The organism is Adhaeribacter terrigena (assembly GCF_016623615.1).
Lineage (GTDB): Bacteria > Bacteroidota > Bacteroidia > Cytophagales > Hymenobacteraceae > Adhaeribacter_A > Adhaeribacter_A terrigena.
Window position 1 is genome coordinate 1 of sequence record NZ_JAEHFX010000011.1, and the last position, 25,163, is coordinate 25,163.

Here is a 25,163-nt window from a genome sequence, read left to right on the forward strand (position 1 = left end):
ATGATGTTGATCACATCTTTGATCTGGAGGATCTCGCCTTTTACATCTACCGTAATTTTCTGGGTTAAGTCGCCGTTGGCAATCGCAGTCGCCACTTTGGATACGTCGCGCAGCTGAACCGTTAAGTTACCGGCCATCGCGTTTACGTTATCGGTCAGGTCTTTCCAGGTACCGGCCACGCCGCTTACTTCCGCCTGGCCGCCCAGCTTACCTTCCGAACCTACCTCACGCGCAACGCGGGTTACTTCCGAAGCAAAAGAACTCAGCTGATCTACCATGATGTTGATCACATCTTTGATCTGGAGGATCTCGCCTTTTACATCTACCGTAATTTTCTGGGTTAAGTCGCCGTTAGCAATCGCAGTCGCTACTTTGGAAACGTCGCGCAGCTGAACCGTTAAGTTACCGGCCATCGCGTTTACGTTATCGGTCAGGTCCTTCCAGGTACCGGCCACGCCGCTTACTTCCGCCTGGCCGCCCAGTTTACCTTCAGTACCTACTTCGCGCGCAACGCGGGTTACTTCCGAAGCAAATGCATTCAGCTGATCCACCATGGTATTGATGGTGTTTTTCATCTGAAGCATTTCGCCTTTTACGTCTACCGTAATTTTTTTGGATAAGTCGCCGTTGGCAACCGCGGTAGTTACATCGGCAATGTTCCGCACCTGACCGGTTAAGTTGCCAGCCATGGAGTTTACGTTATCGGTTAAGCCTTTCCACACGCCGCCTACGTTTGGTACGTTTGCCTGGCCACCTAATATACCTTCGGTACCTACTTCACGGGCCACGCGGGTTACCTCACCGGCGAAGATGTTGAGGGAATCTACCATCTGGTTGATATTCTCCTTTAACTGGAGCATTTCGCCTTTTACATCTACCGTGATTTTTTTCGATAAGTCGCCGTTGGCAACTGCGGTGGTAACTTCTGCAATGTTCCGTACCTGGCCGGTTAAGTTGCCAGCCATGTAGTTTACATTATCGGTAAGGTCTTTCCATACACCAGCTACGTTTGGCACTTCGGCTTGTCCGCCTAGTTTTCCTTCGGTACCTACTTCACGGGCCACGCGGGTTACCTCACCGGCGAAAATGTTCAGGGAGTCCACCATCTGGTTGAGGATGTTCTTCAGATCGAGGATCTCGCCTTTTACTTCTACCGTCATTTTCTGGCTCAGGTCACCTTTCGCAACCGCGGTAGCCACGTTGGCAATATCGCGTACCTGCGAAGTTAAGTTAGAGGCCATGGAGTTTACGTTGTCCGTAAGTCCTTTCCACACCCCGCCTACATTTGGTACCGTAGCCTGGCCGCCGAGTTTTCCTTCAGTACCTACTTCAAGGGCCACGCGGGTTACCTCACCGGCAAAGATGTTAAGGGAATCTACCATCTGGTTGATATTCTCCTTTAACTGGAGCATTTCGCCTTTTACATCAACTGTGATTTTTTTCGATAAGTCGCCGTTAGCAATAGCAATGGCAACTTCGGCAATGTTCCGTACCTGGCCGGTAAGATTAGAAGCCATGTAATTCACGTTGTCGGTCAATGCTTTCCACACCCCGGCTACGTTTGGCACGGTTGCCTGACCACCCAGAATACCTTCGGTACCTACTTCGCGCGCTACGCGGGTTACCTCATCACCAAAGATGTTGAGCGAGTCCACCATCTGGTTGATATTCTCTTTCAGTTCAAGAAGTTCGCCTTTTACGTTCACCGTGATCTTTTGCGTTAAGTCGCCTTTGGCAACCGCAGTGGCAACGTTGGCAATATCACGCACCTGGGAGGTTAGGTTGGATGCTAAAGTATTTACGTTGTCGGTGAGCTCTTTCCAGGTACCGGCAACGTTCGGCACGTTAGCCTGCCCGCCGAGTTTTCCTTCCGTACCTACTTCACGGGCTACCCGGGTTACCTCATCACCAAAGATGTTGAGGGAATCCACCATCTGGTTGATATTCTCCTTCAGTTCCAGGAATTCACCTTTTACGTTTACCGTAATTTTCTGCGTTAAGTCACCTTTGGCAACCGCAGTGGCTACGTTGGCAATATCGCGGATCTGGGAAGTCAGATTGCTGGCCATCGTGTTTACGTTGTCGGTCAGTTCTTTCCAAACGCCGCCAATGTTCGGCACTTTGGCCTGGCCGCCGAGTTTTCCTTCGGTGCCTACTTCGCGGGCCACGCGGGTTACTTCGTCAGCAAAAATGTTCAGCGAGTCCACCATCTGGTTGATGTTCTCTTTGAGCTGAAGCATTTCGCCTTTTACGTTTACTGTAATTTTCTGCGTTAAATCGCCTTTCGCTACCGCGGTGGCAACTTCAGCAATGTTACGTACCTGGCCGGTAAGATTGGAAGCCATGTAGTTTACATTGTCAGTGAGATCTTTCCAGATACCGGCTACGTTCGGCACGGAGGCCTGACCACCCAGTTTTCCTTCGGTACCTACTTCCAGGGCCACACGGGTTACCTCGCCGGCAAAAATGTTCAGGTTATCGATGGTGCGGTTAATGGTTTCGGCCATGAGTTTGAAGTCGCCGGAAACCGGGATCTGGAAGGTTTCGTCCAGATTACCGCGGGAAATATTCTTAAGTACTTTGCCTACTTCGAGTACCGGAACCGCAATGGAATCTACCAGACCGTTGATGTTGTTGATCATGTCTTTCCAGAAACCGGAAGCATTTTCAGCCGAAGCACGGGCTTTCAGGTTTCCTTCCACCCCGGCAACTTTGGAAATACGCGATACCTCGCCCCCTACACCCCCGATCATTTCAACCATGGAGTTATAGGCTTCGGCGATCTCGGCAAAAATATCGTTGCTCTGTTTGGTTAACCGCACGGAAACGTCGCCTTTTTTAAAGGCATCGAGCGCGTAAAGCACTTTATTGAGCTGTTCGCTCATGTAAACCTCGGAGCGCGGATCCATTACCTCATTCAGTTCGAGCTCGGCTTTGGTACGGCTTTCGGCAGTAGATTTACGGTCTACGTATGGCTTGGGAAAGGGCGCTTTCTCATCGGTTTTTTTGGTTGGCGCCACAATTTCAGCAACTACTTCCGGCTCCTTTTTATCATTTAAAGGGGACGGAGGCGCGGCAGGCTTTTTCTCAGTACTGGCTGATTTTTTTGGAGTTTCCGGCGTTTCTTCACCGGTTTTACCAATCAGCTTGTCTTTGTTCAATTTCATGTTCTTACCTAAAGCCATATTATCAGGGTAAAATGTGCGGACACTTTACAATTGAATGAATTTCCTTTTTAAAGTATGTTGCCGTTATCAAAAGGCAATATACAAATTATCTACCCGAAACATGCTGCAAACAATTTAATTTATCTGCTCCGGATAATTGTAATGAAAAACGGTACTATTTTGAAGCTAAAAACTCAGCGGCCAGCGCCAGGTAATCTTTGGCACCGTTGGAACTGCGGTCGTACTCCAGAATGCTTTGCCCGAAAGAAGGTGCTTCGGCCAGTTTTACGTTCAGGCGGATGCGGTTCTCAAATACTTTTTCGCTGATGTTTTCGTGCAGGTATTCTTCTATTTCCTGGCTGAGTTTCCGGCGTTTATCGAACATTACCACCACAATTCCTTTAACCTTGAGCTTCGGGTTAAAAGCCTTCTGCACATCGGAAATCGTGTTCAGGATCTGCCCCAAACCCTGCAGGGTAAGCACTTCCATTTGCAGCGGAATCACTACTTCGTCGGAAGCAGCGAGCGCGTTTACGGTAAGTAAAGAAAGTGACGGCGGACAATCGATGAGAATATAATCGTAGCCTTTGGCTTCTTTCAGAATGGTTTTCAGGAACGTTTCCCGTTCCGGCTGATTGACCAGGGAAATTTCGATATCGACCAGTTCATTTGATCCCGGTAAAACGCTTACACCCGAACGCTCGGATTTGATCTCGTGAAACGTTTTGTTTTCCGTAAAAACATCGGCCAGTGTACCAGCCGGTTCGGTAAGGCCCAGGGAATAGGAAAGATTGGCCTGCGGATCGAGATCTACAAGCAGCACTTTTTTTCCTAACGTTGCCAGGGCACAGCCCAGATTAATAGTAGTAGTAGTTTTGCCGGTGCCGCCTTTCTGGTTGATCACCGAAATAATTTTTGCAGCCATTTAAATTTTTCTGAAAAGCGAAAACGTAAAAGTATGGCTAAAACTACCGAATCGGATGTGATTTTCGTAATTTTTTTGTAGTAAATTCATAAACCCGCTAAGCCTCAACACTTCAGACTTTTTCCGGTAAAAACAATACCATTTCCGGAAAAGGAATTCTAAAGCCTCAGGCTATACGTAAAATCAGGATTCAGAGTTTTCTTTCCCAAAGCGATACCATTTTCTTAGGCTTCGTCGGTAAGGTTTTTGGCTACGAGTTTGCCGGAATAAAAATGCAGGTCGGCCCAGTTTTCAATTTCGAAGGACAGGATCACGGCGCTGGCCGGCGGCAGGTAAGAAATGACCGTGGCCCCCAGCCGTATGGCCAACTGGGTAACCGTTGGGTTATGACCTACTATTAATAAGGAGTCTTCCTGGTGAAAGTTCTCGTGAATAAAATCGAGTACTTCGGATTCGGAGGCCCGGAATAAAACGTTTTCAGCTTCGAAGCGGCCTGAGTTCCCTAACAACACCTTTGCCAGCGCTGCTGCAGTGGCCTGGGTGCGTTTGGCAGAACTGGCCACTATCTTTTTCGGGACGATGCCTTGTTCCTGGAGCCATTCGGCGGATTTTATTGCGGCAATCCGGCCTTCTGGTGTAAGTTCGCGATCGTGATCATCCTGACCGGGAACTGGATCGTGGGTATGGGCATGGCGGACAATAATGAGGGTTTTCTTCATTCAGAATAAAAACAATTAAGAAACAAAGTTTGTTTGGAATTCATCGTAAAAATAAAATGCCCGTAAAGCCTCAAAAAGGGCGCCCGCGCTTTTATTTCGAAAAAAATATACATCTTTGAAAAAATTTGGTTTCAGTACCAAGACAATTATACAAGATAGATGGCTAAAAATTTAGTGATAGTGGAGTCTCCGGCGAAGGCCAAGACCATAGAAGGCTACCTGGGAAAGGACTTTATAGTAAAATCGAGTTTCGGGCACGTGCGCGACCTGCCAAAAGATAATCATGCAATAGATATTGAACACGGTTTTAAACCTACTTACGTAGTTTCAGCCGATAAAAAAGACGTAGTAGCCCAATTAAAAAAGCTCGCCAAGGAAGCCGAAATGGTGTGGTTAGCAAGCGATGATGACCGCGAGGGGGAAGCCATTTCGTGGCATTTATCCGAGGCTCTGAACCTGAACCAGGACAAAACCAAACGCATCGTTTTCCGGGAGATCACCAAAAGTGCGATCCTGAACGCCATTGAACATCCGCGCGATATTAATATAGACCTGGTGAATGCGCAGCAGGCCCGCCGCGTGCTGGACCGCCTGGTTGGTTTTGAACTGAGCCCGGTGCTCTGGAAAAAGATCAAAACCGGTCTTTCGGCCGGCCGGGTGCAATCGGTGGCCGTGCGTTTGGTAGTAGAAAGAGAACGGGAGATTGAGCGTTTCAAGGCCGAATCGGCTTATAAGATCACGGCACTTTTTGAAGTGGACGGCAAGAAGCTGGAAGCTGAATTGCCCCAACGCTTTAAGCAGGAAGCAGATGCCCGCGCGTTTTTAGAAAAATGCATCGGCGCCAATTATTCCATCGAAAACCTGGAGAAAAAACCGCTGAAGCGTTCGCCGGCTCCGCCTTTTACCACTTCTACCCTGCAGCAGGAAGCGAGCCGGAAACTGAGTTTTTCGGTAGCGCAAACCATGACAGTGGCCCAGAAACTCTACGAAGCCGGTAAGATCTCTTATATGCGTACCGACTCCCTGAACCTGAGCGTAGATGCCCAGCAGGCGGCGGCCGCACAAATTACCAAAGCCTTCGGTGCCCAATACGCGCAAACGCGGCATTATAAAACCAAAAGCGCCGGCGCGCAGGAAGCGCACGAAGCCATCCGCCCGACGGATTTTGGCGCCATAGAAGTGAGCGGCGACCGCAACGAACAGCGGCTTTACGAACTGATCCGCAAGCGGGCCATGGCCTCGCAGATGGCTGATGCGGAAATTGAAAAAACTACCGCAACCATTGGTATTTCTACCCAGGAAGCGAAGTTTGTGGCCACCGGCGAAGTGATAAAATTTGAAGGCTTTCTGAAAGTTTACATTGAAAGCAAAGACGAGGAAGAAGGCGGCGACGAAGATGTGAAAGGCATGTTGCCTCCGCTTGCTGTTGGTCAGGCTTTAAAACCGATCCGGATCAACGGCACGCAGCGTTTCAGCCGGCCCTTGCCGCGTTATACGGAAGCAAGTTTGGTGAAGAAACTGGAAGAAATGGGCATTGGCCGTCCTTCTACCTACGCACCTACCATTTCTACCATTCAGAAGCGCGGCTACATCGAGAAAGACAGCCGCGAGGGCAAGGAACGCGCGTTCAAGACTTTTTCACTCGAAAACGATACCATTTCCGAAGCTACCAAAACCGAGATAACCGGCGCCGAAAAAGCAAAGCTTTTCCCGACGGATATTGCCATGGTGGTGAACGATTTCCTGGTGGAGCATTTCCCGGCGATCATCGATTACCAGTTCACGGCCAAAGCGGAAGAAGAATTTGACGAGATTGCCAACGGCAAGCAGCAGTGGAATAAAATGATCGCGAATTTCTACAGCCCTTTCCACGATAAAATTACGACCAGCGAAACCATTGAACGCTCCTCGGTAAGCGGCGCCCGCGAACTGGGTTTCCACCCGGAAAGCGGCAAGAAAATTTCGGCGCGGTTAGGGCGGTTTGGCCCGTTTGTGCAGTTGGGCGAAGAAAACCCGGACACCGGCGAAAAACCACTTTACGCCAGCCTGCGCAAAGGCCAGTTCCTGGAAAGCATTACCCTGGAAGATGCGCTGGAATTATTCAAACTGCCGCGCCTGGTGGGTACTTTTGAAGAAAAGGAAATGACGGCTGCTATTGGTCGTTTCGGTCCGTTTATCAAGCACGCCAGCAAATTCTATTCGCTGCCTAAAACCCTGGACCCGTTTACCGTAACCGAACAGGAAGCCGTAGACCTGATAGAAGCAAAACGCAAAGCCGACGCTGAAAAACTGATCAAGAGTTTCCCGGAAAACCCGGAGATCCAGGTGTTGAATGGCCGTTTCGGACCATACATTTGTGTTGGCAAAAAGAACGTAAAAATTCCGAAAGGCAAAGAACCGGCTGACCTGACGCTGGAAGAATGCCTGGAGCTGGCTGCCGCCACACCGGATAAACCAGCCCGTGGCCGTTTCGGGAAGAAAGCAGAACCGGCTAAAACTGAAACTGCCGATAAGCCGGCAGCCAAGAAAAAAGCCCCGGCAAAGAAAACGGCAACCAAGAAAGCGACTACGGCTAAAACGGCTACCGCTAAAAAACCGGCAGTCAAAAAATAAGCTACAATTGATTTTTTTTAAAAACTCAGCTCCACAAAAGCTGAGTTTTTTTTGAAGTTTTAGTTGCAAATAGATAAGAAAATTAGTCAGCTTGATACTTTGTAGAACTTTGTTACATTTGAGAATGAAATCATCGTTAACCAGAAGTTTTTAAAAAACGGTATCAAAACCGGATGAAAAACCTCCGTATATAATAGGGATAAGCCGAATATTCGGTATATACAGTAGTTAGCAACCATTTAAAATGAATAAACCTTTTGAATTATTTAATCAATTTAACTTGGGGATTATTGAAGATTCTCTTGAAAACTGCATTTTAAATTTTCAAAAGCTGCTGAAAAAAGGTACTTTGTCAATACTGAGAACGAAAGAGGTAAACTTTAAGTTAGTATGCGATTCTCAAGATTTGCCCTACAATCCTAAAGACCTAAAATTTATGCTTTATGAGCCTCTTTCGAATAAAAACATCACGGTTTTCTTTTCCAATATCAATGAGGGCTGGTATACAGCAATTTATAACTACACAAGGCTTTTTCATAAGAATGCCTACTTCCCTGGTTTTACTGTAAGCTTAGGCCATCCTGAACCAGCATATTTCTTTAGATATTTCCAAAGCATAGACAATGAGGTAGAAGAAAGGGTTGTTTACTTAATTAAGGAGAATAATTGGGTATTCTTCGAGAAGTCTCATCCGCTGAATGTTGAGAATCCTGAGACGTATTTGAAAAAGAAAAAAGTAGATAGACTGAATAATGAGATAATAATTGATTACCTCCGCAGCGCAGGATATGATTTACTGGATGACTCCTTTTATAAATCAGATAAAACTGTTTATCAAATAAAGTATAGCTAACCACACCTATAGCGCATTAAAACGCGCCATAGCCCAGCCGTTAGCTTTAATTCAATAAAGGTTTGATAAAATTTTTAATAGTCATATTTTTAATTCCGTTCTGTTCTTTTGTTCAAAAAGATGATACCCTCCGGTATTTACCCCAAAATTATAGAATAAATTCTGCTGGCTTAAATAATGTATTTATATACTCATTTAAGGGTAAAAATGGCTTGTATCGTTTAGATGATAGGCCTATAACTGAAGCAAAGTATGATACTATTTATCCGTATGACCGGATGAAAGGTAAAATATTTTGGGTATATAGGAATAAAAATATTTATGGAATTTTAGACAGTTCAGGTGCAATAATAATTGATGGAATGTCCGCCAGATATGGTACTATAGTATCTACAAATTACATAACTATTGAAATTCAGAAGAAGTGGTTCCTATTGAGAAGTAATGGAACAATAGTAAATGCAGAAGGATATGATAATCAGAATCTATATTTTGACAAGTTTGGGTTCTTATATTTCTCTTTAAACAAGAAATGGGGCGTTATGAATAAAGAATTTAAAGTTATTATACCACCTACTTATCAAGAACCTGTGTATTTTGGAGAATATGGATTAGCAAGGGCCAACCAAGGTAAATACTTTGGATTTATTGATACTTCAAATAATTTTATTATTCCTCCCAGTTACAAAAAAGCTGGTTATTTTTCAGATGGTTTAGCCCCCGTTAAAGGCAAAGAAAAATGGGGTTATATAGACTTGAATAATAATGTTGTAATTCCTTTTATGTATGTTGCTGCTGGCCAATTTTCAAAAAACCTTGCACCTGCAAAAAGAAAATTAAAATATGGCTACATAAATAAGCAAAATGAAACTGTTATTCCTTTCAGTTTCTGTAAAGCTTATTGTTTTTATGACGAAGAAAAAATGGCAGTTATTAAGACATCATTTTTTAGGTGGAGAATGGTAGATAGGAAAGGAAATATTTATAAATATGAAGAATAACTTAAGCTAACCACACCTAAACGTCAGCTTCACCGCCGTTTAGCACAGTCCGATGTAAATAAAAAACTTTCATAGCTCTAAATCTAATGCTAAAGGACTCTCCCAAGGCAGGTAAATCCATTCAAATAAACTTCTATCCTTTAACCATTGGGTGAACCATAGATATAAATTGCATCCGTCCTATAGAGTGAATACGATAGGTATTCCCCTCCAATTTATTCCATGCTTTTTGTTTGCTTATTTCTGCTTTTAGAGACGCTAAAAAGTTGACATTCATTAGGGGGCTGACTTTCTTCCAGGCAAAGCATTTTCAAGATCGTCCTTAATACCCACTGCATTAGATTTGATCCGGTATCTCGAAACCAATCCTGCTAAAACAAAAAATGTGAATGGGATTTATGTTTTTCCGATGATAAGCTAAAGTTGCTTTTGCCAGCGCATACCCCAACCAATGTATAAAAGATCCGGTAAAGCCGCGCACAATTGCATACTTTTGCAGAAAGTTCTCTGCCTGCACCCATGACAAAACCGCGCCTTGCTCTATTCATTGGCATAATCTGCATTTCCATATTCCCGGTATTAGTCAAGCTTAACTATACTCCGGGACTGATTTCGGCTTTTTATCGGATGGCCATTGCAACTGCGCTGCTACTGCCCTTTGTGCTGCTGACTAGGCAGCTGCAAATTCCGCCTGCCCCGGTATTGTTCCTGGCTATACTGTCGGGTATTTTTTTCGCTTCGGATGTGGCTGTATGGAACATTGCCATCCAACGGTCTACGGCAACGCAGGCAACGCTGCTCACCAACCTCGCCCCGGTATGGGTGGGTGTCGGCTCCTTTTTGTTTCTGGAGAACAAGCCGGCGCGCAACTTCTGGCTCGGGACGATAATTGCCTTGTTTGGAATGGTGGTGTTGGTGGGTTTTGAATTTTTCCTGGCGTTGCGCTTCAATCTGGGTTTTATGCTGGGCGTGCTGTCGGGTATTTTCTATGCCGTGTATATCTTGATGAGCAAACACGTGCTGGAACGCATGTCGGTACTTTCATTTATGTCAGTCAACTTGTTTTCATCCTCCGTTTTTCTGGGGTTGGTAGCTTACCTTTTCAAAGAACCTTTCAGCGGCTTTTCGGATCAGGGCTGGCTGGTGCTGTTAGTGCAGGGTATCGTTTGTCAACTGGTGGCCTGGTTGCTGCTGAGTTACGCTACGCAACACATGCGCGCCACCCGCGTTTCCCTGAACTTGCTCAGCCAGGCCTTGTTGGCCGCTTTTCTGGCCTGGTTGTTCCTGGACGAACAAATCACACCGCGCATGATTGTTGGTGGACTGATCCTGTTATGCGGGATCGGGATCACGTTCCTTACCGGCGATCTTTCGATGCGTATGTTCTCTGGCCAGAAAAAGGCCTGACAAGGTGGTACAGAACTTGCTTCGGAAGGCCAGTTACAACAACCAACTTGCCTTCATTATTCCTTTTTAAAATTATTACTTTATGAAAAAACACCTATTCCTTGCTTCCTTTTTCGCCCTAACCCTGAGCGGGTGCAATGCAACCAAAAACGCCGACCTGGCTTCCAAAAAAGGCGCTACACAAATAACGAAGGAAGCCCAACAAGCAAGCACCATTATGGAAAAGCGTTGGAAACTAGTAGAACTGGAAGGCCAACACGTGATCATGACCAGCGATCAGCAAACAGAAGCCCATTTTGTGCTCCATACTGCGGGCAATAAAGTTACCGGAAACGGGGGGTGCAATACTATTAACGGCACTTATTCCCTCTCCGAAGGCAACAGGATCCGTTTCTCCAAAATGGCTGTAACCATGATGTACTGCCAGAATATGGAAATGGAAGGTCAGTTTTTGAAGGTATTTGAAATAGCTGACAATTATTCCCTACACGGCGACACCCTAACCCTGAACGTGGGCCGACGGGCATCGCTGGCCGTGTTCCATGCCGTTTACCTGCACTAAGTTTATGATTTGAGCCGACTATAGCGAAACAAATTCCTGGCATCTTCTCCTGAAAAGAGATCTACCGGAAAACCAAGAGTTAAGGAACAACTTTTGACTGGTTTTTTGGTAAGCTGACGAAATAAGAAAACCATTTATAGTACGCTTTGCTGTGCCTGAGGCAAACCCGTTACATATAAATAAAACGCTACCAAAAATGAAGAAAAAACTCGTGGTGCTCTCCGGCGCGGGCATTAGTGCGGAAAGCGGAATTGCTACTTTCCGCGATGCGAACGGTTTGTGGGAAGGATACGATGTAATGGAGGTGGCATCGCCGGAAGGCTGGCGGAAAAACCCGGAGCTGGTGCTGGATTTTTACAACCAGCGCCGCAAAAATGCCCATACCGTAAAACCTAACCGTGGGCACGAAATTCTGGCAGAGCTGGAAAAGGATTTTGACGTGACCGTGATCACCCAGAACGTAGACGACCTGCACGAACGCGCCGGTTCTACAAACGTTTTGCATTTGCACGGAAAGTTATTTGAAAGCCGCAGCACTCTGGATGAAAACCTGATATACCCGATAGAAGGCTGGGAACTGAACCTGGGCGATACCTGCGAAAAAGGATCACAACTCCGGCCAAATATTGTTTGGTTTGGCGAAGCTGTGCCCATGATCGAAAAGGCCGCGGAAATAACCGAAAAGGCCGATGCTTTTATTGTGGTGGGCACGTCGCTGGTAGTATACCCGGCGGCCGGACTGGTGCATTACGTACCCAAACTTGCGCCCGTTTTTGTGGTGGATGTAAATATGCCGGAACTACCCAAACGCCGGGACCTGCACCTGGTAGAAGAGAAAGCCAGCACCGGTTTAGCTAAAGTTGCGGAAATGCTTAAATACCGGTTCATAAGTTAGGTCTACTAAAAATTTAGGGCCTTAAACAAAATTTACCGGAAAGCAGGAAACCGTTTAACCGAGCATCAGTAAAATCACATACTGTCTCTTCGTTAAACCACATCCTGCTACTATGAACCGGAAATATTTACAATCTTCGAACGTATCAGCTGTTCGTTATCAGCCTTTTACCGGCCTGCTGGAAATCGCTTTTCATGACGGACAGGTTTACCAGTATTTCAAAGTGCCGGCCAAACTTTACTCCGATATGATGCACGCGTCTTCGCATGGCAATTTTTTCAATTACAATATCCGCCGGCAGTTCACGTACCGAAAGCTGGGATAATGCAAACGTTTTCCGGAGCAGCAGCGGCAGTTTTTAATCTTCGTAACTGATGAGCGTGGTGTGCTGGCAAACCGTGTGCAGATCGCGGAAAAGCTGGTTGAGCAAACTCGTTTCGGTGGCTGCCGCCATGCCCAGATAAGGAAACATTTCGTGGGCTGCCTGGCGCGCAATTTTAGCCACTTTTTTGCTCGCCCGCGATACCGTTTTTTTCATTTCTTCAGAAAGCATTTGCTGCGTTTCCATTTCCTGCCACGAAGCAGTAACGGCGGTGTAAAAGGCTTCGCGTGCCTGAAGTAGTTCTTCCCGGGCGGTCTCATACTTTTTAAGGATAAAAGCATAGCGTTCCGGGGAAGCATCCTGGCGGCGTTGCCGGTTTTGTTCGAGCGTGGCAAAAGCTTCTTCCAGAAAATGCAGGCCCACGCCTAACGCTACTACGGCAAAAGAAACTTCGGCAAACTGCCAGAACGGATACTTATAAAGCAAATAATCAGGAAACAGCAGCGGTGATTGGCTCAGGTCAAACGTTCTTTCAACCGGCACAACCGCATTTTCTGCTTTTATAGAATGGCTGCCGGTTCCCTGCATGCCAAACGTTTTCCAGTCTTCTATGATCCTAACCTGATCTGGTAAAAGCACAAAACTGCGGATGGTTTCTGCTTCGGTAGCTCCTATTTTACAATTGGCCGTGAAAATGGTGGCATGGTGCGCGCCGCTGCAAAATTGCCATTGCCCGTTCACATTGTAGCCGGCTTCCTGTTTTATTGCTGTTCCGGTTATGGCGCCGCTGCCGGCAACTACAGCATTTTCCGGCGAAAAAAGCGTTTCGGCAACTTCCTGGCTTAGATAGGCCGCAAAGAAATTCCCGCCGCAGCCAATGGTTACCAGCCAGCCAAAACTGCCATCTATCTGCGCCGCTTCTTCAAAAATTCCCAGCGCTTCGGGCAAAGCCATTTCACGGCCATTCAGGCTTTGAGGCAGGAAAAGTTTAAAAAGTTGGTGCTCATAAATGTAAGCCAGAATCTCCGGTGATAATTTCCCGGTGGCTTCTAATTGCCGGGAATACGCACGAACCTGTTGGATAATTTCTTCGCTGAAATGCTGCACGGTATTGTATTAATGAAGATGAAAGCTGGAAGCCTTTTCCGCAACCGGAAAAAGAACCTGCCAGCAGTTTTGAAGGCCTGAACCCTACCCTTTTTTAATTCGATTCGAAGGTCATCTTGCTGGAAACGGTGATCTGCTGAAAGCCGGTGAACGTTACCTGCTCCATCGTTTTGTTGTAGGTCAGGTCCAGTTCTTTGTTGCGCAGGCCATCTACGGTAAAATCGGTAAAAAGCGAACCTACCGGCAAAACCACGCCCTGGGGTACTTGCGAAAGACCGGCCATGGTTGGAAACTGCAACGCTGCGCCCAGGAAAACGCGCGCTTTCTTCTTGTCGGTATCGAGCCAGTACCAGTTATCTTCGCCCGTAGATTTTACGCCGATCAGGGTCTGAATCAGGGTATTTTCGTAAGTCAGTTTTCCTTTTTCTTTGATCATAAGCCGGTGGCCGAAACCAAAAGTGGTATCGCTGAGCAAAATGCCGTTTACGGCGGTTCTAACGTGCATGTCATAGCCATTAAAACTGGAGTGAATAACGGTTACCTGCGGCTCCACGCCCGGATTAATGACCCGGATCTCGTAATGATTTTCCATATTTCCAAGTTTCCAGTTCGCTTTCAGGCGGGCATCGCGCGAGCGCAAAGACAAAAACGGATCTTCGTCGCCTACTTTACAAGCCGAAACAATTAAACCTAACAGCAACACTAAAATTACCGGAAGCGAAAAATATCTGCGGAAACAATTCATAGGCTGAAATTAAAGAAATTTAATTTAGAACGATCTTTTCGAGCACAAAACCTACATAATACGCAATAAATGCAGCTAAGCCGCCTAACCCAACGGTTTCCAGGGTGCCCCGCAGCCGGCTTTTTCCGGTTACGATGCTTTTCAGCTGCCCGATAATGGCCAAAGCCAAACCGGTGGCGATACACGAGATCAGAAAAAGATTGCTGCGCAGGGCCGGAAAAAAGGACACCAGTAAATACGAAAGCAAAGGAATTACACCGATAGCAATGAAAGAAAAGAAGGTAACCCCGGCGGTTTTATGAGGCGTTTTATCATCTTGCATCAAGCCAAGTTCTTCGCGCATCATGGTGTCGAGCCAAAGCTCCCGGTTAGCGACAATGGTTGCTACCACCTGTTCCAGTAATTCACCTTCAAAACCCTTGGCCGCGTAGATCTGCCGGATCTCCTCAACCTCCTGATCAGGCAGGTTATCGATTTCCCAATTCTCCACGGCGCGGTGTTTGTCGTAATTATCGCGCTCGGCCTGGGTAGAAAAAAAATTCCCTACCGACATGGAGAAGCCATCGGCGATCAGATTTGCCATGCCCAGGATAATCACTACCGAAATATCGAGGTTGGCTCCCGCCGCCCCGGCTACTACGGCAAAAGTGGTTATGGCGCCATCAATTCCGCCGTACACAAATTCAGAAATATACGATTTGTCGATGCCCAAAAATCCGTGTTTCTGGTGAAATTGCGTTTCCATAATTTCTGGAATTAAAACTTCTGTTTCAGTCTGAGATCTCGGTTTGCCAGCCCAGGTTTTTGCGGTAGAAAAGATACCCTTTTTCTATAAGCAGCGGCGAAGCAATATTGTTGTGATAAAGCTGCCCCGTACCCAGACCCTGCGGAATCAGATCAGAAAAAGTAGAAGTAAACTGGGCAATGGCATTCAACCCGATATTCGATTCCAGCGCCGAAGTGATCCACCAACCAATATTGCGTTTTTCGGCCAGGTCTATCCATTTCTTGCTAGCCTCCAGGCCTCCGACCAGGGTTGGTTTTAAAATGATGAACTGCGGCCGGATCTGGTCGAGCATTTTTTCCTGCGCCGCCGGTTCCATCACCCCGATCAGTTCTTCATCCAGCGCGATCGGAACCGGACTTTCGGCGCAGATCTTTTGCATGGCTGCGTATTGGTTCGGTTTAATAGGCTGTTCCAGGGAATGAATGGAGAATTCCGAAAGCCTGCCGAGTTTTTCCAGCGCTTCTTTCGGGCTGAAAGCACCGTTGGCATCGAGCCGGATCTGTAATTTTTCGGGGCTGGCCATTTCTCTTACGGATGCCAGCATTTTCAATTCCGTTTCAAAATCGAGGCCGCCAATTTTAAGTTTCAGGCAGGTATACCCCTGCTCAAGTTTCTGGTTGATCTGCTGCTGCATGAATTTTTCGTCGCCCATCCATACCAGACCATTTATCGGGATACCGGCTTCGTCGCGCGTAAAGTCAGTATCGAAAATTATTTTCCGGCCGCCGTTTTTATAATCGAACAAAGCCGTTTCCAAGGCAAATTTCAGGGCCGGAAGCTCCTGCAATTCTTGCTCCCTGATCCAGCTTTCAGCATCTGAAAAAACGCTATGTTTTTGCGCATTAAAAGTCTGGCAAAACGCTTCGACCTTCGCTTCGAAATCGGGCCGAAAATCTACGCTCAACCCTTCGAGCGGAGCAGCCTCTCCCCAACCAGTAATTTCCGGATTTTTAGTTTCGGAAAGTTTCATGTAATAAGCTGTATGCGAAGTTAAACTGCCCCGCGAAGTACGGGCATCGAATTTGAACTGCAGGTTGTGACGGGAAAAAAGGAGTTGAAAAGCCATGAAAAACGGGAGGATTTAAGCGCTTAAAAGTAAGATAGTTTGCGCGGATTTACTACGGTTTTGAGCCTGCAGCGTTCAGGAATTGCCAAACCTTTCATCAAAAAATGAGTTTAAATAAAAACCTGAATTCACCAATTTTTTAAAACCGTATGTTTTTGCCGGTAGAAACTGCACACCACCCTCTAACCGCCCGCTTTCTGGCCGTCAGAACTCAAACCGAAGAAATTTGCCAGCCCTTGCAACCCGAAGACACGGTGGTACAACCCATTATCGATGTAAGTCCGCCTAAATGGCACCTGGCACATACCACCTGGTTTTTCGAAACGTTTGTGCTGGAACCGCACCTGCCAGGCTATAGGGTATTTCATCCCAAATACAGCTTCCTTTTTAATTCGTATTACAACAGCATCGGCAGCCGGGTTTTGCGTAACCAGCGCGGCACGGTAACCCGGCCCACCCTGCAGGAAGTTTACCAGTACCGCGCTTACGTGAACGAACACATGCAGGAGTTTTTAAGCCAAACTTCCGTCGAAAAACTAACCGAAATTAACCCGGTGCTGGAACTTGGCCTACAGCACGAACAGCAGCACCAGGAACTACTGATTACCGACATCAAATTCATTCTGAGCACCAATCCCCTGCTACCGGCTTACCTGCCAAAACCAGCCAATAAGCTAACCTCCAAAGCGGTAAAACCTGTAATGTTGCGCGTAAAAGGCGGTTTGCACGAAATTGGTTACCAGGGAAAAGACTTTTGCTTCGACAATGAATTGGGCGTGCACACGGTTTACGTAGAAGATTTCAGCATTATGAACCGGCTGGTAACCAATGCCGAATACCTGGAATTTATGCAGGCCGGCGGGTACCGGGATTTCCGGCACTGGCTCGGCGAAGGCTTTGAACTGGCCACCACCGAACACTGGGAAGCGCCGCTTTACTGGTTTCAGCACGAAGGCCGGTGGCAGCATTTCACCATGCATGGCCTGGAAGACATTGACCTGCACGCACCTGTAACGCACATCAGCTTTTACGAAGCCAACGCATACGCAACCTGGGCCGGCAAGCGTTTACTTACCGAATTTGAATGGGAAATTGCCTGTAACCAATTCCATCCGGATCCGGCAAAGGGCAATTTTCTGGAACAAAAAAAGTTTGGGGCCAGGACCGCGACACCAGGCGAAACCTGCTCGCAATTGCTGGGCGACCTTTGGGAATGGACCTACAGCGCTTACCACCCTTACCCGCATTTCAGCAAAGCGCCCGGCGCGCTGGGCGAGTATAACGGCAAATTTATGATCAACCAGATGGTGCTGCGCGGCGGTTCCTGCGCAACGCCGCAAAACCACATCCGCCCCACTTACCGCAATTTTTTTCATCCTGACAAACGCTGGCAATTTTCCGGAATCCGGCTGGCGGAATAGCTAAAACAAACTATGGAATTTATTACTAACGCTCCCCAAACCAATGCGAACGTGGAAAACGAAGGCGTAAAAAACTACGATCCGGAACTGGCCCGCGACGTGCTGGCTGGTCTGACGCAAACTCCGAAAAGCCTTTCTTCCAAATATTTTTATGATGGCGCCGGTAGTAAATTATTTCAGCAGATCATGGAACTGCCCGAGTATTACCCTACCCGAACGGAATTTAAGATCCTGGAAGAGCAGCAGGCTGAAATTGCCGGCTTTTTCGGGCTAACCGATTTTTTTCACCTGGTGGAATTAGGTGCCGGCGACGGCTTAAAAACCAAAATCCTGCTCCGGCAACTGCTGCACATGAAAGCTGATTTCGAGTATGTGCCCGTCGATATTTCCGGCGATATTCTGAAGCAACTGGAAAGCAGTTTACAAACGGAACTCCCCGCCTTAAGAACCGAAAGTTTTGCCGGCGATTATTTTAAAGCGCTGCATTGGCTGCAGCACAATAAGGAAGGCCGCAAAGTGGTTTTGTTCTTAGGTTCCAACATCGGTAATTTTGAAGACAACGGCGACCTGGAATTTTTGCAGGAGATCCGCAAATATTTAAAGCCGGAAGATAAAGTGTTGGTAGGTTTCGATCTGCGCAAAGATCCGCGCACTATCCGGCAGGCTTACGACGATGCCGCCGGGGTAACGGCCGCTTTTAACCTCAATCTGCTCAAACGCCTGAACCGCGAATTAGGCGCTGATTTTAACCTGAAACAGTTCGAACATTTCACCGATTACGATCCGCTCGAAGGCGTGGTGAAAAGTTACCTGGTAAGTAAAAAACAGCAGACGGTTACTTTTTCGGCCCTAAACCATCGCGTTTCTTTTGCTGCCTGGGAAGCCATTCACACCGAAAACTCGCATAAATATACCCCGGCTCAGATTGAGGAACTGGGTAAAAAGGCAGGTCTAAAGTCCGAACAATTCTTTACCGACGAAAAACATTATTTTGCCGATGTGCTATTCCGCGTAATGTAACCGCCATGAAAATCCTGGATCTGGCTTCGGGAGCGGCGCACTTTTTAAGCCCGCCCGCGGCAGTAGAAAACACCATTGCAGCGCTGCGGAAAAACGAAACGTTTTACGGGGAAATTGCGGGTTTGCCGACTTTGCGCGAAGCTGTTGCCAAACGGTACAAATCCGGTTACCAAGTAAACCTTTCTCCGGAAAATGTACTGATCACAGCCGGCACCAAACATGCCCTTTTCACCTTGTTTTCCGTGCTTTTAAAACCCGGCGACGAAGTGATCCTGCCTGCTCCTGCCTGGTTTGGTTTTACTGAAATTTTTAAACTGCTGCAGGTAAAACCGGTTTTGCTGGAAACTGTACCGGAAGACAATTATGCAATTCGACCAGAAAAGCTGGCAAGTCTGATCTCCGGAAAAACAAAGCTGTTCCTCTATTCGAACCCGGGCAACCCGACCGGCAAAATTTATGCAAAGCCGGAAATTGCCGGCTGGCTGCAGGTGCTGGAAAAATACCCGGAAATTAAAATTCTGAGCGATGAAATTTACGACCTGATCGTTTACGACCAGCAAAAGATTACTTCGCTTACGGAGTTTCCGGATCTGCAGCAAAAACTTATGCTGGTGAACGGGTTTTCGAAGAATTTCGGAATGAGCGGCTGGCGGATCGGCTATATTATTGCACCAATGGAAATACTGGAAAAGTGCGTGCATTTTCAGCAAACCACTATTTCCGGCGTAAACCCTTTTATCCAGGAAGGTGCGGTGGCTACTTTAGAAACCCTGCCGGATTTTTTACCGGAACGACTGCAAGCCCTGCATAAAAACCGGGAAATAATCTGCCACTGGCTCGATAAACAACCCGGAATTTCCTATTTAAAACCGCAGGCAGCGTACTACATTTTTGCAGACCTAACCCATCTTTTGAAAACCGGGAAACTGCGGCAAAAAGGCCTTACCACTTCCGAAACTTTTTGCCGGTATCTGCAGGAAGAACTTAAAATTCTGATGCAGCCCGGTGAAAAATTCAATGCGCCGGGGAATGTCCGCATTACGTTTGCCGTTCCGGAAAAAGATCTGCTGGAAGCTTTGAAGCGGTTAGAAGATTTTCTGGCGCTGGCCTAATTTCGCCCGCTTAATACGGTTAACGCAATTTTATCCAATTCAGAAAACTTGCGTAATTACCAGGAAACATAGCGTTTATTCTGGTAAATCCTGCCTACTTTTGCGCCCCCAAATCCTACCGTTTTTTTATGTACGCCCTCACTTACAAAGACCATTTCAAGGCCAATATTTTTTTAGCTTATCCGGTTGTGCTGAGCCAGTTGGGCCATATTATGGTTAACATTTTCGACAGCATGATGGTGGGCCAACTGGGCACCACCGAGCTGGCGGCTTCTTCGCTGGCCAACAGCGTTTTTGTAATTGCTATGGTTTTCGGGATGGGCATTTCTTATAGCATCACGCCGCTGGTTGCTTCGGCGGCCGGCAATAATAATCATAACCGCATGTCTTTGCTGCTGGTAAACGGCACGGTTTTATGCACGTTTTTCGGGATTATTCTGGCCGCTGCGGGTTACTTTTTTGCCCCCATGGTCGCTTACCTGAACCAACCGGTAGAAGTGGTAGAAAAAGCGGTGCCATACATCAGCATTATGTTTTTATCCCTGCTGCCGCTCATGGTATTTCAGAGTTTCAAGCAATTTGCCGAGGGTATGTCCATTACCAAACCGCCCATGCTTATTTCGATTTTTACCAACGTATTAAATGTTATACTGGTTTATGCCCTGATCTATGGGAAGTTTGGTTTGCCGGAACTAGGCATGAACGGCGCAGCAATTGCCACCTGTATTGCCCGTTTTTTAATGGCTGTTATCATGGCGTTTTACGTGATGCGTTCCGAAGATTTCAAACAATACAGCTACCATTTTAAACGCAAATATTTGTCGTTCATCCACATGCAACGTATCACAAAAATTGCGTTTCCCATTTCGGTGCAAATGATCTTCGAAGTAGGCGCTTTCAGTTTTTCGGCGGTCATGATCGGTTGGATCGGGGCCAAAGAACTGGCCGCCCACCAGATCGCGATCAGCACGGCTTCGGTTTCTTACATGATGGCCAGCGGCCTGGCGGCGGCAGGCACTATTCGGGTTGGCATGCAGGCGGGCCGTAACGATTTTTCGGAACTGCGCAGAGCCGGCAACAGCAACATGATCCTGGCCATTATCTTCATGACCTTGTGTGCGCTGCTTTTTGTTTTCCTGCAAAATGTAATTCCGCATTGGTACACCAATAATACAGAGGTAATTCAGTACGCGGCTGGTTTGCTGGTTATTGCGGGCATTTTTCAGATCTCCGATGGCGTGCAGGTGGTAGGTTTAGGCGTGTTACGCGGGCTGGAAGATGTGAAAGTACCGGGCCTGATCTCGCTGCTGGCGTATTGGGTGGTGGCTTTGCCAATGGGATATTTGCTGGGTTTTAAGTTCGGAATGGGCGTTTACGGCGTCTGGACGGGTTTGCTGGTAGGCCTTACCATTGCGGCCGTTTTGCTTTACCTGCGTTTCCGGAAATTAAGCCACACGCACTGAACATTTTTCTGCCGAAATTACGTTATAGTTTCAGGCTGAAAAAACATAGCCTTTTGCTATTATGTTATTTATCACGCATTTATCCTTCATTTTTAGCTGGTTTCTGAGCTTCGAAAATCCAGCAAAACCGGTTGTAACCGTAGCCGACGAAATTTCCTGGAAAGCCTCGCGCCGCCTGACCTGGGAGGATTTTAAAGGCAAAGCCAACGCCCAGGATCCGCTGCACGCCCTCACCGCCACCAACATCGACATGAAGGCCAAATGCGATAACGGTGAACTGAAAGTAAAGATCGAATCTACTTTTGCCCCGCACGAGTCCTGGTCGAAAAACAAGAAATCAGAACGCCTGCTTTTCCACGAACAGCTGCATTTTGATATTACCGAAATTTACGCGCGCCGCTTATTCAAAGAACTTACTTCCCTGAAAAACGCCTGCGATAATTCTGAGCAGTTAAACAAAATTGCCACCCGGGTTTTCGACGAATGGAAAAAACAGGAAGATATATACGACAAAGAAACCAACCACGGTCTGGATCAGGAAAAAATGAAAGTCTGGGCGGATAAAGTGAACGCCGAACTGAAAAGCCTGGAAGCTTACGCCGATAAAGACTAAACCCGATTGTTCTATACAAACAACTTCCCATTTACCAGCTTAAAAACCAGTATTAAGCGAATTCAAATTCTATGAAAAGGAGGCAAATTGCCTCCTTTTTTTATTCCTTAATTAATTTGTACTTAGCTTTAAACTATTTTCCGAAGGGAATCAGAATGTTGTGCCTGCTATAAATTCAAGTTATTATTGAAGTTGCTTTTTCATGCTTCATAAAAACGAGTCGGGTTACTTTTAAGGCGCAAAACAATAGCGTTTTTAAAGGTTTAAAGAGTTCTCTTCCCCCTTTTTATTAACTTTTCCCTTACTTGGCAATCAGAAAATACAAGCAATAAACGGTAGCAATTTGAATTGAAAAAGTATTGAAATTACCGGGCTAGGTGTAATACGCAACGTTCGTTTAGGCTTAAAAATACCGGCATATAATGAACTACCAATGCAATAAATAAGCGTAATAGATCTCAGATTTTAAGGGAAGTTTTGCAGGGGGAAATTTCTCTGAAACGCTATCCTTTCCGCATAAAAAACAAGCTTAACGATAAGATAAGGATAATGCTCGGTAGTACTAAAGCATTCCAACCTAAACTGCTGATCGTTATCCCTTTTACAGCGGTGGTGTTTACAATCATAGAAATGGTAAAAACTACCAGGGTTACCATAATGGTTTCCCAAAGCAGCACCTTCAACTCCTTAAAATTATCGATCTGGAGCCACGAAGGTAAATTCTCAATGTGTTGCTCTTTTACAAAGAAAAGTTTATAAATCCCTAAGCTGAATATCATAAATACAAAAGCTATCAGAAATCTGTCTAAAGCTTCCATAAAATAAATACCTATTAATATCTTTTCGCCGGTCACCAATTTCCTGAAAAATATCTGGAAACCGTGAACAGATTCAATAACGCCAGAGATCAGGAAAAAAATTGAATTGATTAAAGTGAAAATTACCGCTATTATATATACATAACGGATAAGAAGTAAATTTTTCATTTCCAGTGGACTTAAGCGATAGAAATACTTATTGACATTCGTAATTGAAATTAATTTTGAAGATTAATTAAAAGCGAAAGGCGGTGGTCATTTTCCTGATCTTAACAGCGTAGTTTTTTGCTTCAAAACCCTACCGTTTTTTGCTTTTTAATTTAGCTTACCCCTGATGCCAAAAAACCTAATGGCCGGGTGTGAAATCGGTCAATTGCAGCATTCGGATTTCCCGCCGGTATCAATGGCGTTCTACTTGTACTCCAGAGCATAACTGCAGGAGCTTCCTTTATTTCCGGAAGAATAACTGGATCTGAAGTTTCCTGATCAGCCTTCATTCCCAAAATACAATTCTGGTTTTGTTTGTTTAGTAATTATGAACGGAAGGTATTATGATGAATACCATAATTCCTCTAAAATGTTTAATTCTGAACTAAGCGCTCCTGAACAAACCTGAACGGATCATTTAGTTGCTTTAACCTTTCAAAAAAGTGATTAATAGCTGCTTTAAAAATCCTAAAAAACACTTATAACAGGATATTGTTGGCAGAGTGTAAAAAATTATTGGTGAACAACCTGTGTCTTTTAGTAGAACGCACACCCGAACCCTACCGCCGATTGTTTATAATTCAAAAACTAGAACGGATTACCTTCCTACTGAAATTTCGAAACTGCATAACTTAAAAAACACAAACTTTTAATTTCTTTAACATGAACAATCCAGATAAAAAAAAGCCGGCTGCGGCAAGATGGTTTTGGTTTTCGGTTATGCTTATTGCCATAATAAGCATAAGCTGGAAAATGCTATCGGTTTCGTATGGAAAAACCGAAACGTTAAACCTGTTCTCGGCTAAAATTCAGACTCCCAAAATTGATAAACAGGCAGATAAAATTCTGAAACAAATGAGTGACCACCTCACCGCGATGCAGCAATTTTCCTATAAATCGCAGGGTTCTTACGAGGTGGTAGACAAAGACAAAAAAAAGGAACAACTCACCTACAGTTCTGAAGTGTTTGTAAAACGGCCGAATAAATTGCGGGTAAACGCCAAAAACAACAACCGTGATGCAGCTGTGTATTATGACGGCAAACAGTTTACGGTATTAGGCAAAAATGCGAATATGTATGCCGTAGCTGAGGCCCCGCCAACGTTAGATGCCGCCCTGGATAGTGCCCGCGATAGATTCCAGATGGATCCGCCCGGCGCTGACCTGATCTACTCTAACCCTTATAAAGGCTTAATGGAAGAAGCTACCCAGGGCCAGTTAGTAGGCGAGGAAGTTATAAACGGCAAAGCCAGCAACCATTTAGCCTTTAAAAGCAAAGAAGTTGACTGGGATATCTGGATTCAGAAAGGTTCTTCTCCGGTGCCGCTCCGGTATAAGATCATCTCTAAAAATATCCCGGCCCGCCCGGAATTCATCGTGAATTTTACGGATTGGAAACAAGGAACCGGGCCTGATTTCGCTGATCAGCAATTTGTTTTTAGCCCGCCGGCCAATTCCAAAAAAATTCCTTTTATGCGCCTTGGCGATGCTCCGACTGCCAGTAATACGAAAAAGAAATAATAATGCACAGTTATGAAACGGTATAAAAAATTCGCAATACTACTGGCCGCCTTCTTCCTGATGCTGCTTGCCGCGGAAGAGATACTCTTATTAGCACAGGGCATTCGCAACCAGCGGGCCCGGATGGATGTGCGCGGCACTTCACGCCGTACTGCGCGGAGGGTAAACAGAAGACACGACTATTGGAATGGCAGCCGGGGAACTTACGGCGGTTATTATGCTGCTCCGGTTGCCGCTGCAGCCGTTGTGGGCGCTACCGCAGCGGCCGTTTACTCATTGCCCAGCGGCTGTACAGATTACAATGGCTACTATAACTGCGGCGGCACCTATTACCAACCGCAAATGCAGGGCAACGAAGTGGTTTATATTCAGGTGGAAATTGATGACTAATTGATTCCAGGCTCGAATCCGGAAACTACCCACCTTAACCAACCAAAGAAATGAAAAAAACAACTACAAACCGCATCAAGAAAATAAGTGCCTTGCTGGCCACCTTCTTTCTGATATTACTTTTTTCAGAAGAGATGCTGGTAATCGCGCAGGGCATCCGCAACCAGCAGGCCCGGATGGATGTGCGCGGAACCTCCCGTCGTACTGCCAGACGAGTAGACAGAAGGCATGACTATATGGAAGGAAATAATACCGGCTATGTAGAGCCGGCGCCTGCCGCCGCAGCTGCAGCCACGGCAGCGGTGCTTTATTCGCTGCCCGGTAATTGTGCCGATGAAAATGGGTTATACAATTGTAACGGTATTTATTATGAAGCGCAAATGGAGGGTACTACGGTAGTATACGTGCAGGTGCAGCGTTAATAAAACT

23 protein-coding genes are annotated in these 25,163 nt (G+C 46.2%); 15 read left to right on the forward strand and 8 right to left on the reverse strand.

Going from position 1 to position 25,163, the window contains the following annotated elements:
• From I5M27_RS16830 to I5M27_RS16840, 3 genes are all read right to left on the reverse strand, one after another.
• Window positions 1-3,185, reverse strand: a 3,185-nt coding sequence (locus I5M27_RS16830; protein ID WP_200507521.1) for a HAMP domain-containing protein, incomplete at its 3' end; no start/stop codon positions are given.
• A gap of 157 nt (window positions 3,186-3,342) precedes the next feature.
• On the reverse strand, window positions 3,343-4,092 hold the full coding sequence (locus tag I5M27_RS16835; RefSeq protein ID WP_200507522.1) for a ParA family protein: 750 nt from the start codon (window positions 4,090-4,092) through the stop codon (window positions 3,343-3,345).
• Window positions 4,093-4,316: 224 nt separating this feature from the next.
• Window positions 4,317-4,811, reverse strand: coding sequence for a SixA phosphatase family protein (locus tag I5M27_RS16840; RefSeq protein WP_200507524.1), 495 nt, complete (start codon window positions 4,809-4,811; stop codon window positions 4,317-4,319).
• 159 nt (window positions 4,812-4,970) lie between these two features.
• On the opposite strand from I5M27_RS16840, the gene topA reads away from it, so the two are divergent.
• The 7 genes from topA (at window position 4,971) to I5M27_RS16875 (ending at window position 12,467) form a co-directional block, all read left to right on the forward strand.
• A complete protein-coding gene (topA, locus tag I5M27_RS16845) occupies window positions 4,971-7,424 on the forward strand; it encodes a type I DNA topoisomerase (protein ID WP_200507525.1) in 2,454 nt (817 codons plus the stop codon).
• A gap of 244 nt (window positions 7,425-7,668) precedes the next feature.
• Window positions 7,669-8,277 carry a hypothetical protein gene (locus I5M27_RS16850; protein WP_200507527.1) on the forward strand — a complete coding sequence of 203 codons (609 nt, stop codon included), beginning with the start codon at window positions 7,669-7,671 and terminating at the stop codon, window positions 8,275-8,277.
• Between the two features lie 62 nt (window positions 8,278-8,339).
• Window positions 8,340-9,278: a WG repeat-containing protein gene (locus tag I5M27_RS16855; RefSeq protein ID WP_200507528.1), complete on the forward strand. Its 939-nt coding sequence runs from the start codon at window positions 8,340-8,342 to the stop codon at window positions 9,276-9,278.
• A gap of 519 nt (window positions 9,279-9,797) precedes the next feature.
• Window positions 9,798-10,685 (forward strand): DMT family transporter, encoded by an 888-nt coding sequence (locus tag I5M27_RS16860; RefSeq protein ID WP_200507530.1) that lies wholly within the window; start codon window positions 9,798-9,800, stop codon window positions 10,683-10,685.
• A gap of 82 nt (window positions 10,686-10,767) precedes the next feature.
• Window positions 10,768-11,247 carry an META domain-containing protein gene (locus tag I5M27_RS16865; RefSeq protein ID WP_200507531.1) on the forward strand — a complete coding sequence of 160 codons (480 nt, stop codon included), beginning with the start codon at window positions 10,768-10,770 and terminating at the stop codon, window positions 11,245-11,247.
• Window positions 11,248-11,443: 196 nt separating this feature from the next.
• Complete coding sequence (locus tag I5M27_RS16870) at window positions 11,444-12,142, forward strand: SIR2 family NAD-dependent protein deacylase (RefSeq protein ID WP_200507533.1); 699 nt, start codon at window positions 11,444-11,446, stop codon at window positions 12,140-12,142.
• 112 nt (window positions 12,143-12,254) lie between these two features.
• The gene (locus I5M27_RS16875) at window positions 12,255-12,467 is read left to right on the forward strand and encodes a KTSC domain-containing protein (RefSeq protein ID WP_200507535.1); all 213 of its coding nucleotides are present in this window, start codon (window positions 12,255-12,257) and stop codon (window positions 12,465-12,467) included.
• Window positions 12,468-12,500: 33 nt separating this feature from the next.
• Here I5M27_RS16875 and I5M27_RS18845 read toward each other — a convergent pair whose 3' ends face one another.
• From I5M27_RS18845 to I5M27_RS16895, 4 genes are all read right to left on the reverse strand, one after another.
• Entirely contained in the window at window positions 12,501-13,571 is a 1,071-nt protein-coding gene (locus I5M27_RS18845) for an acyl-CoA dehydrogenase family protein (protein WP_200507536.1), read from the reverse strand.
• A 94-nt stretch (window positions 13,572-13,665) separates the two neighbouring features.
• Complete coding sequence (locus tag I5M27_RS16885) at window positions 13,666-14,316, reverse strand: hypothetical protein (RefSeq protein WP_200507538.1); 651 nt, start codon at window positions 14,314-14,316, stop codon at window positions 13,666-13,668.
• A 19-nt stretch (window positions 14,317-14,335) separates the two neighbouring features.
• Window positions 14,336-15,061, reverse strand: coding sequence for a VIT1/CCC1 transporter family protein (locus tag I5M27_RS16890; RefSeq protein WP_200507540.1), 726 nt, complete (start codon window positions 15,059-15,061; stop codon window positions 14,336-14,338).
• A 25-nt stretch (window positions 15,062-15,086) separates the two neighbouring features.
• The gene (locus I5M27_RS16895; RefSeq protein ID WP_200507542.1) at window positions 15,087-16,169 is read right to left on the reverse strand and encodes an o-succinylbenzoate synthase; all 1,083 of its coding nucleotides are present in this window, start codon (window positions 16,167-16,169) and stop codon (window positions 15,087-15,089) included.
• Window positions 16,170-16,324: 155 nt separating this feature from the next.
• Between I5M27_RS16895 and egtB the strand changes: the two genes are divergently transcribed.
• The 5 genes from egtB (at window position 16,325) to I5M27_RS16920 (ending at window position 21,798) form a co-directional block, all read left to right on the forward strand.
• Window positions 16,325-17,590 carry an ergothioneine biosynthesis protein EgtB gene (egtB, locus tag I5M27_RS16900; protein ID WP_234462577.1) on the forward strand — a complete coding sequence of 422 codons (1,266 nt, stop codon included), beginning with the start codon at window positions 16,325-16,327 and terminating at the stop codon, window positions 17,588-17,590.
• 12 nt (window positions 17,591-17,602) lie between these two features.
• A complete protein-coding gene (gene egtD, locus I5M27_RS16905) occupies window positions 17,603-18,610 on the forward strand; it encodes an L-histidine N(alpha)-methyltransferase (protein WP_200507545.1) in 1,008 nt (335 codons plus the stop codon).
• Between the two features lie 5 nt (window positions 18,611-18,615).
• Complete coding sequence (locus I5M27_RS16910; protein ID WP_200507547.1) at window positions 18,616-19,722, forward strand: pyridoxal phosphate-dependent aminotransferase; 1,107 nt, start codon at window positions 18,616-18,618, stop codon at window positions 19,720-19,722.
• 128 nt (window positions 19,723-19,850) lie between these two features.
• Window positions 19,851-21,185 (forward strand): MATE family efflux transporter, encoded by a 1,335-nt coding sequence (locus I5M27_RS16915; protein ID WP_200507549.1) that lies wholly within the window; start codon window positions 19,851-19,853, stop codon window positions 21,183-21,185.
• Between the two features lie 61 nt (window positions 21,186-21,246).
• On the forward strand, window positions 21,247-21,798 hold the full coding sequence (locus tag I5M27_RS16920; RefSeq protein WP_200507550.1) for a DUF922 domain-containing protein: 552 nt from the start codon (window positions 21,247-21,249) through the stop codon (window positions 21,796-21,798).
• 503 nt (window positions 21,799-22,301) lie between these two features.
• On the opposite strand, the gene I5M27_RS16925 is transcribed toward I5M27_RS16920, so the two are convergent.
• Complete coding sequence (locus I5M27_RS16925) at window positions 22,302-22,784, reverse strand: YqhA family protein (protein ID WP_200507552.1); 483 nt, start codon at window positions 22,782-22,784, stop codon at window positions 22,302-22,304.
• 702 nt (window positions 22,785-23,486) lie between these two features.
• On the opposite strand from I5M27_RS16925, the gene I5M27_RS16930 reads away from it, so the two are divergent.
• From I5M27_RS16930 to I5M27_RS16940, 3 genes are read left to right on the forward strand one after another with little or no spacing between them, the layout of a single operon-like run.
• Entirely contained in the window at window positions 23,487-24,344 is an 858-nt protein-coding gene (locus I5M27_RS16930; RefSeq protein ID WP_200507553.1) for a DUF2092 domain-containing protein, read from the forward strand.
• Between the two features lie 12 nt (window positions 24,345-24,356).
• Entirely contained in the window at window positions 24,357-24,734 is a 378-nt protein-coding gene (locus I5M27_RS16935) for a hypothetical protein (RefSeq protein ID WP_200507554.1), read from the forward strand.
• Between the two features lie 50 nt (window positions 24,735-24,784).
• Window positions 24,785-25,156 carry a hypothetical protein gene (locus I5M27_RS16940; RefSeq protein ID WP_200507555.1) on the forward strand — a complete coding sequence of 124 codons (372 nt, stop codon included), beginning with the start codon at window positions 24,785-24,787 and terminating at the stop codon, window positions 25,154-25,156.
• The last annotated feature ends 7 nt before the right edge of the window (window positions 25,157-25,163 follow it).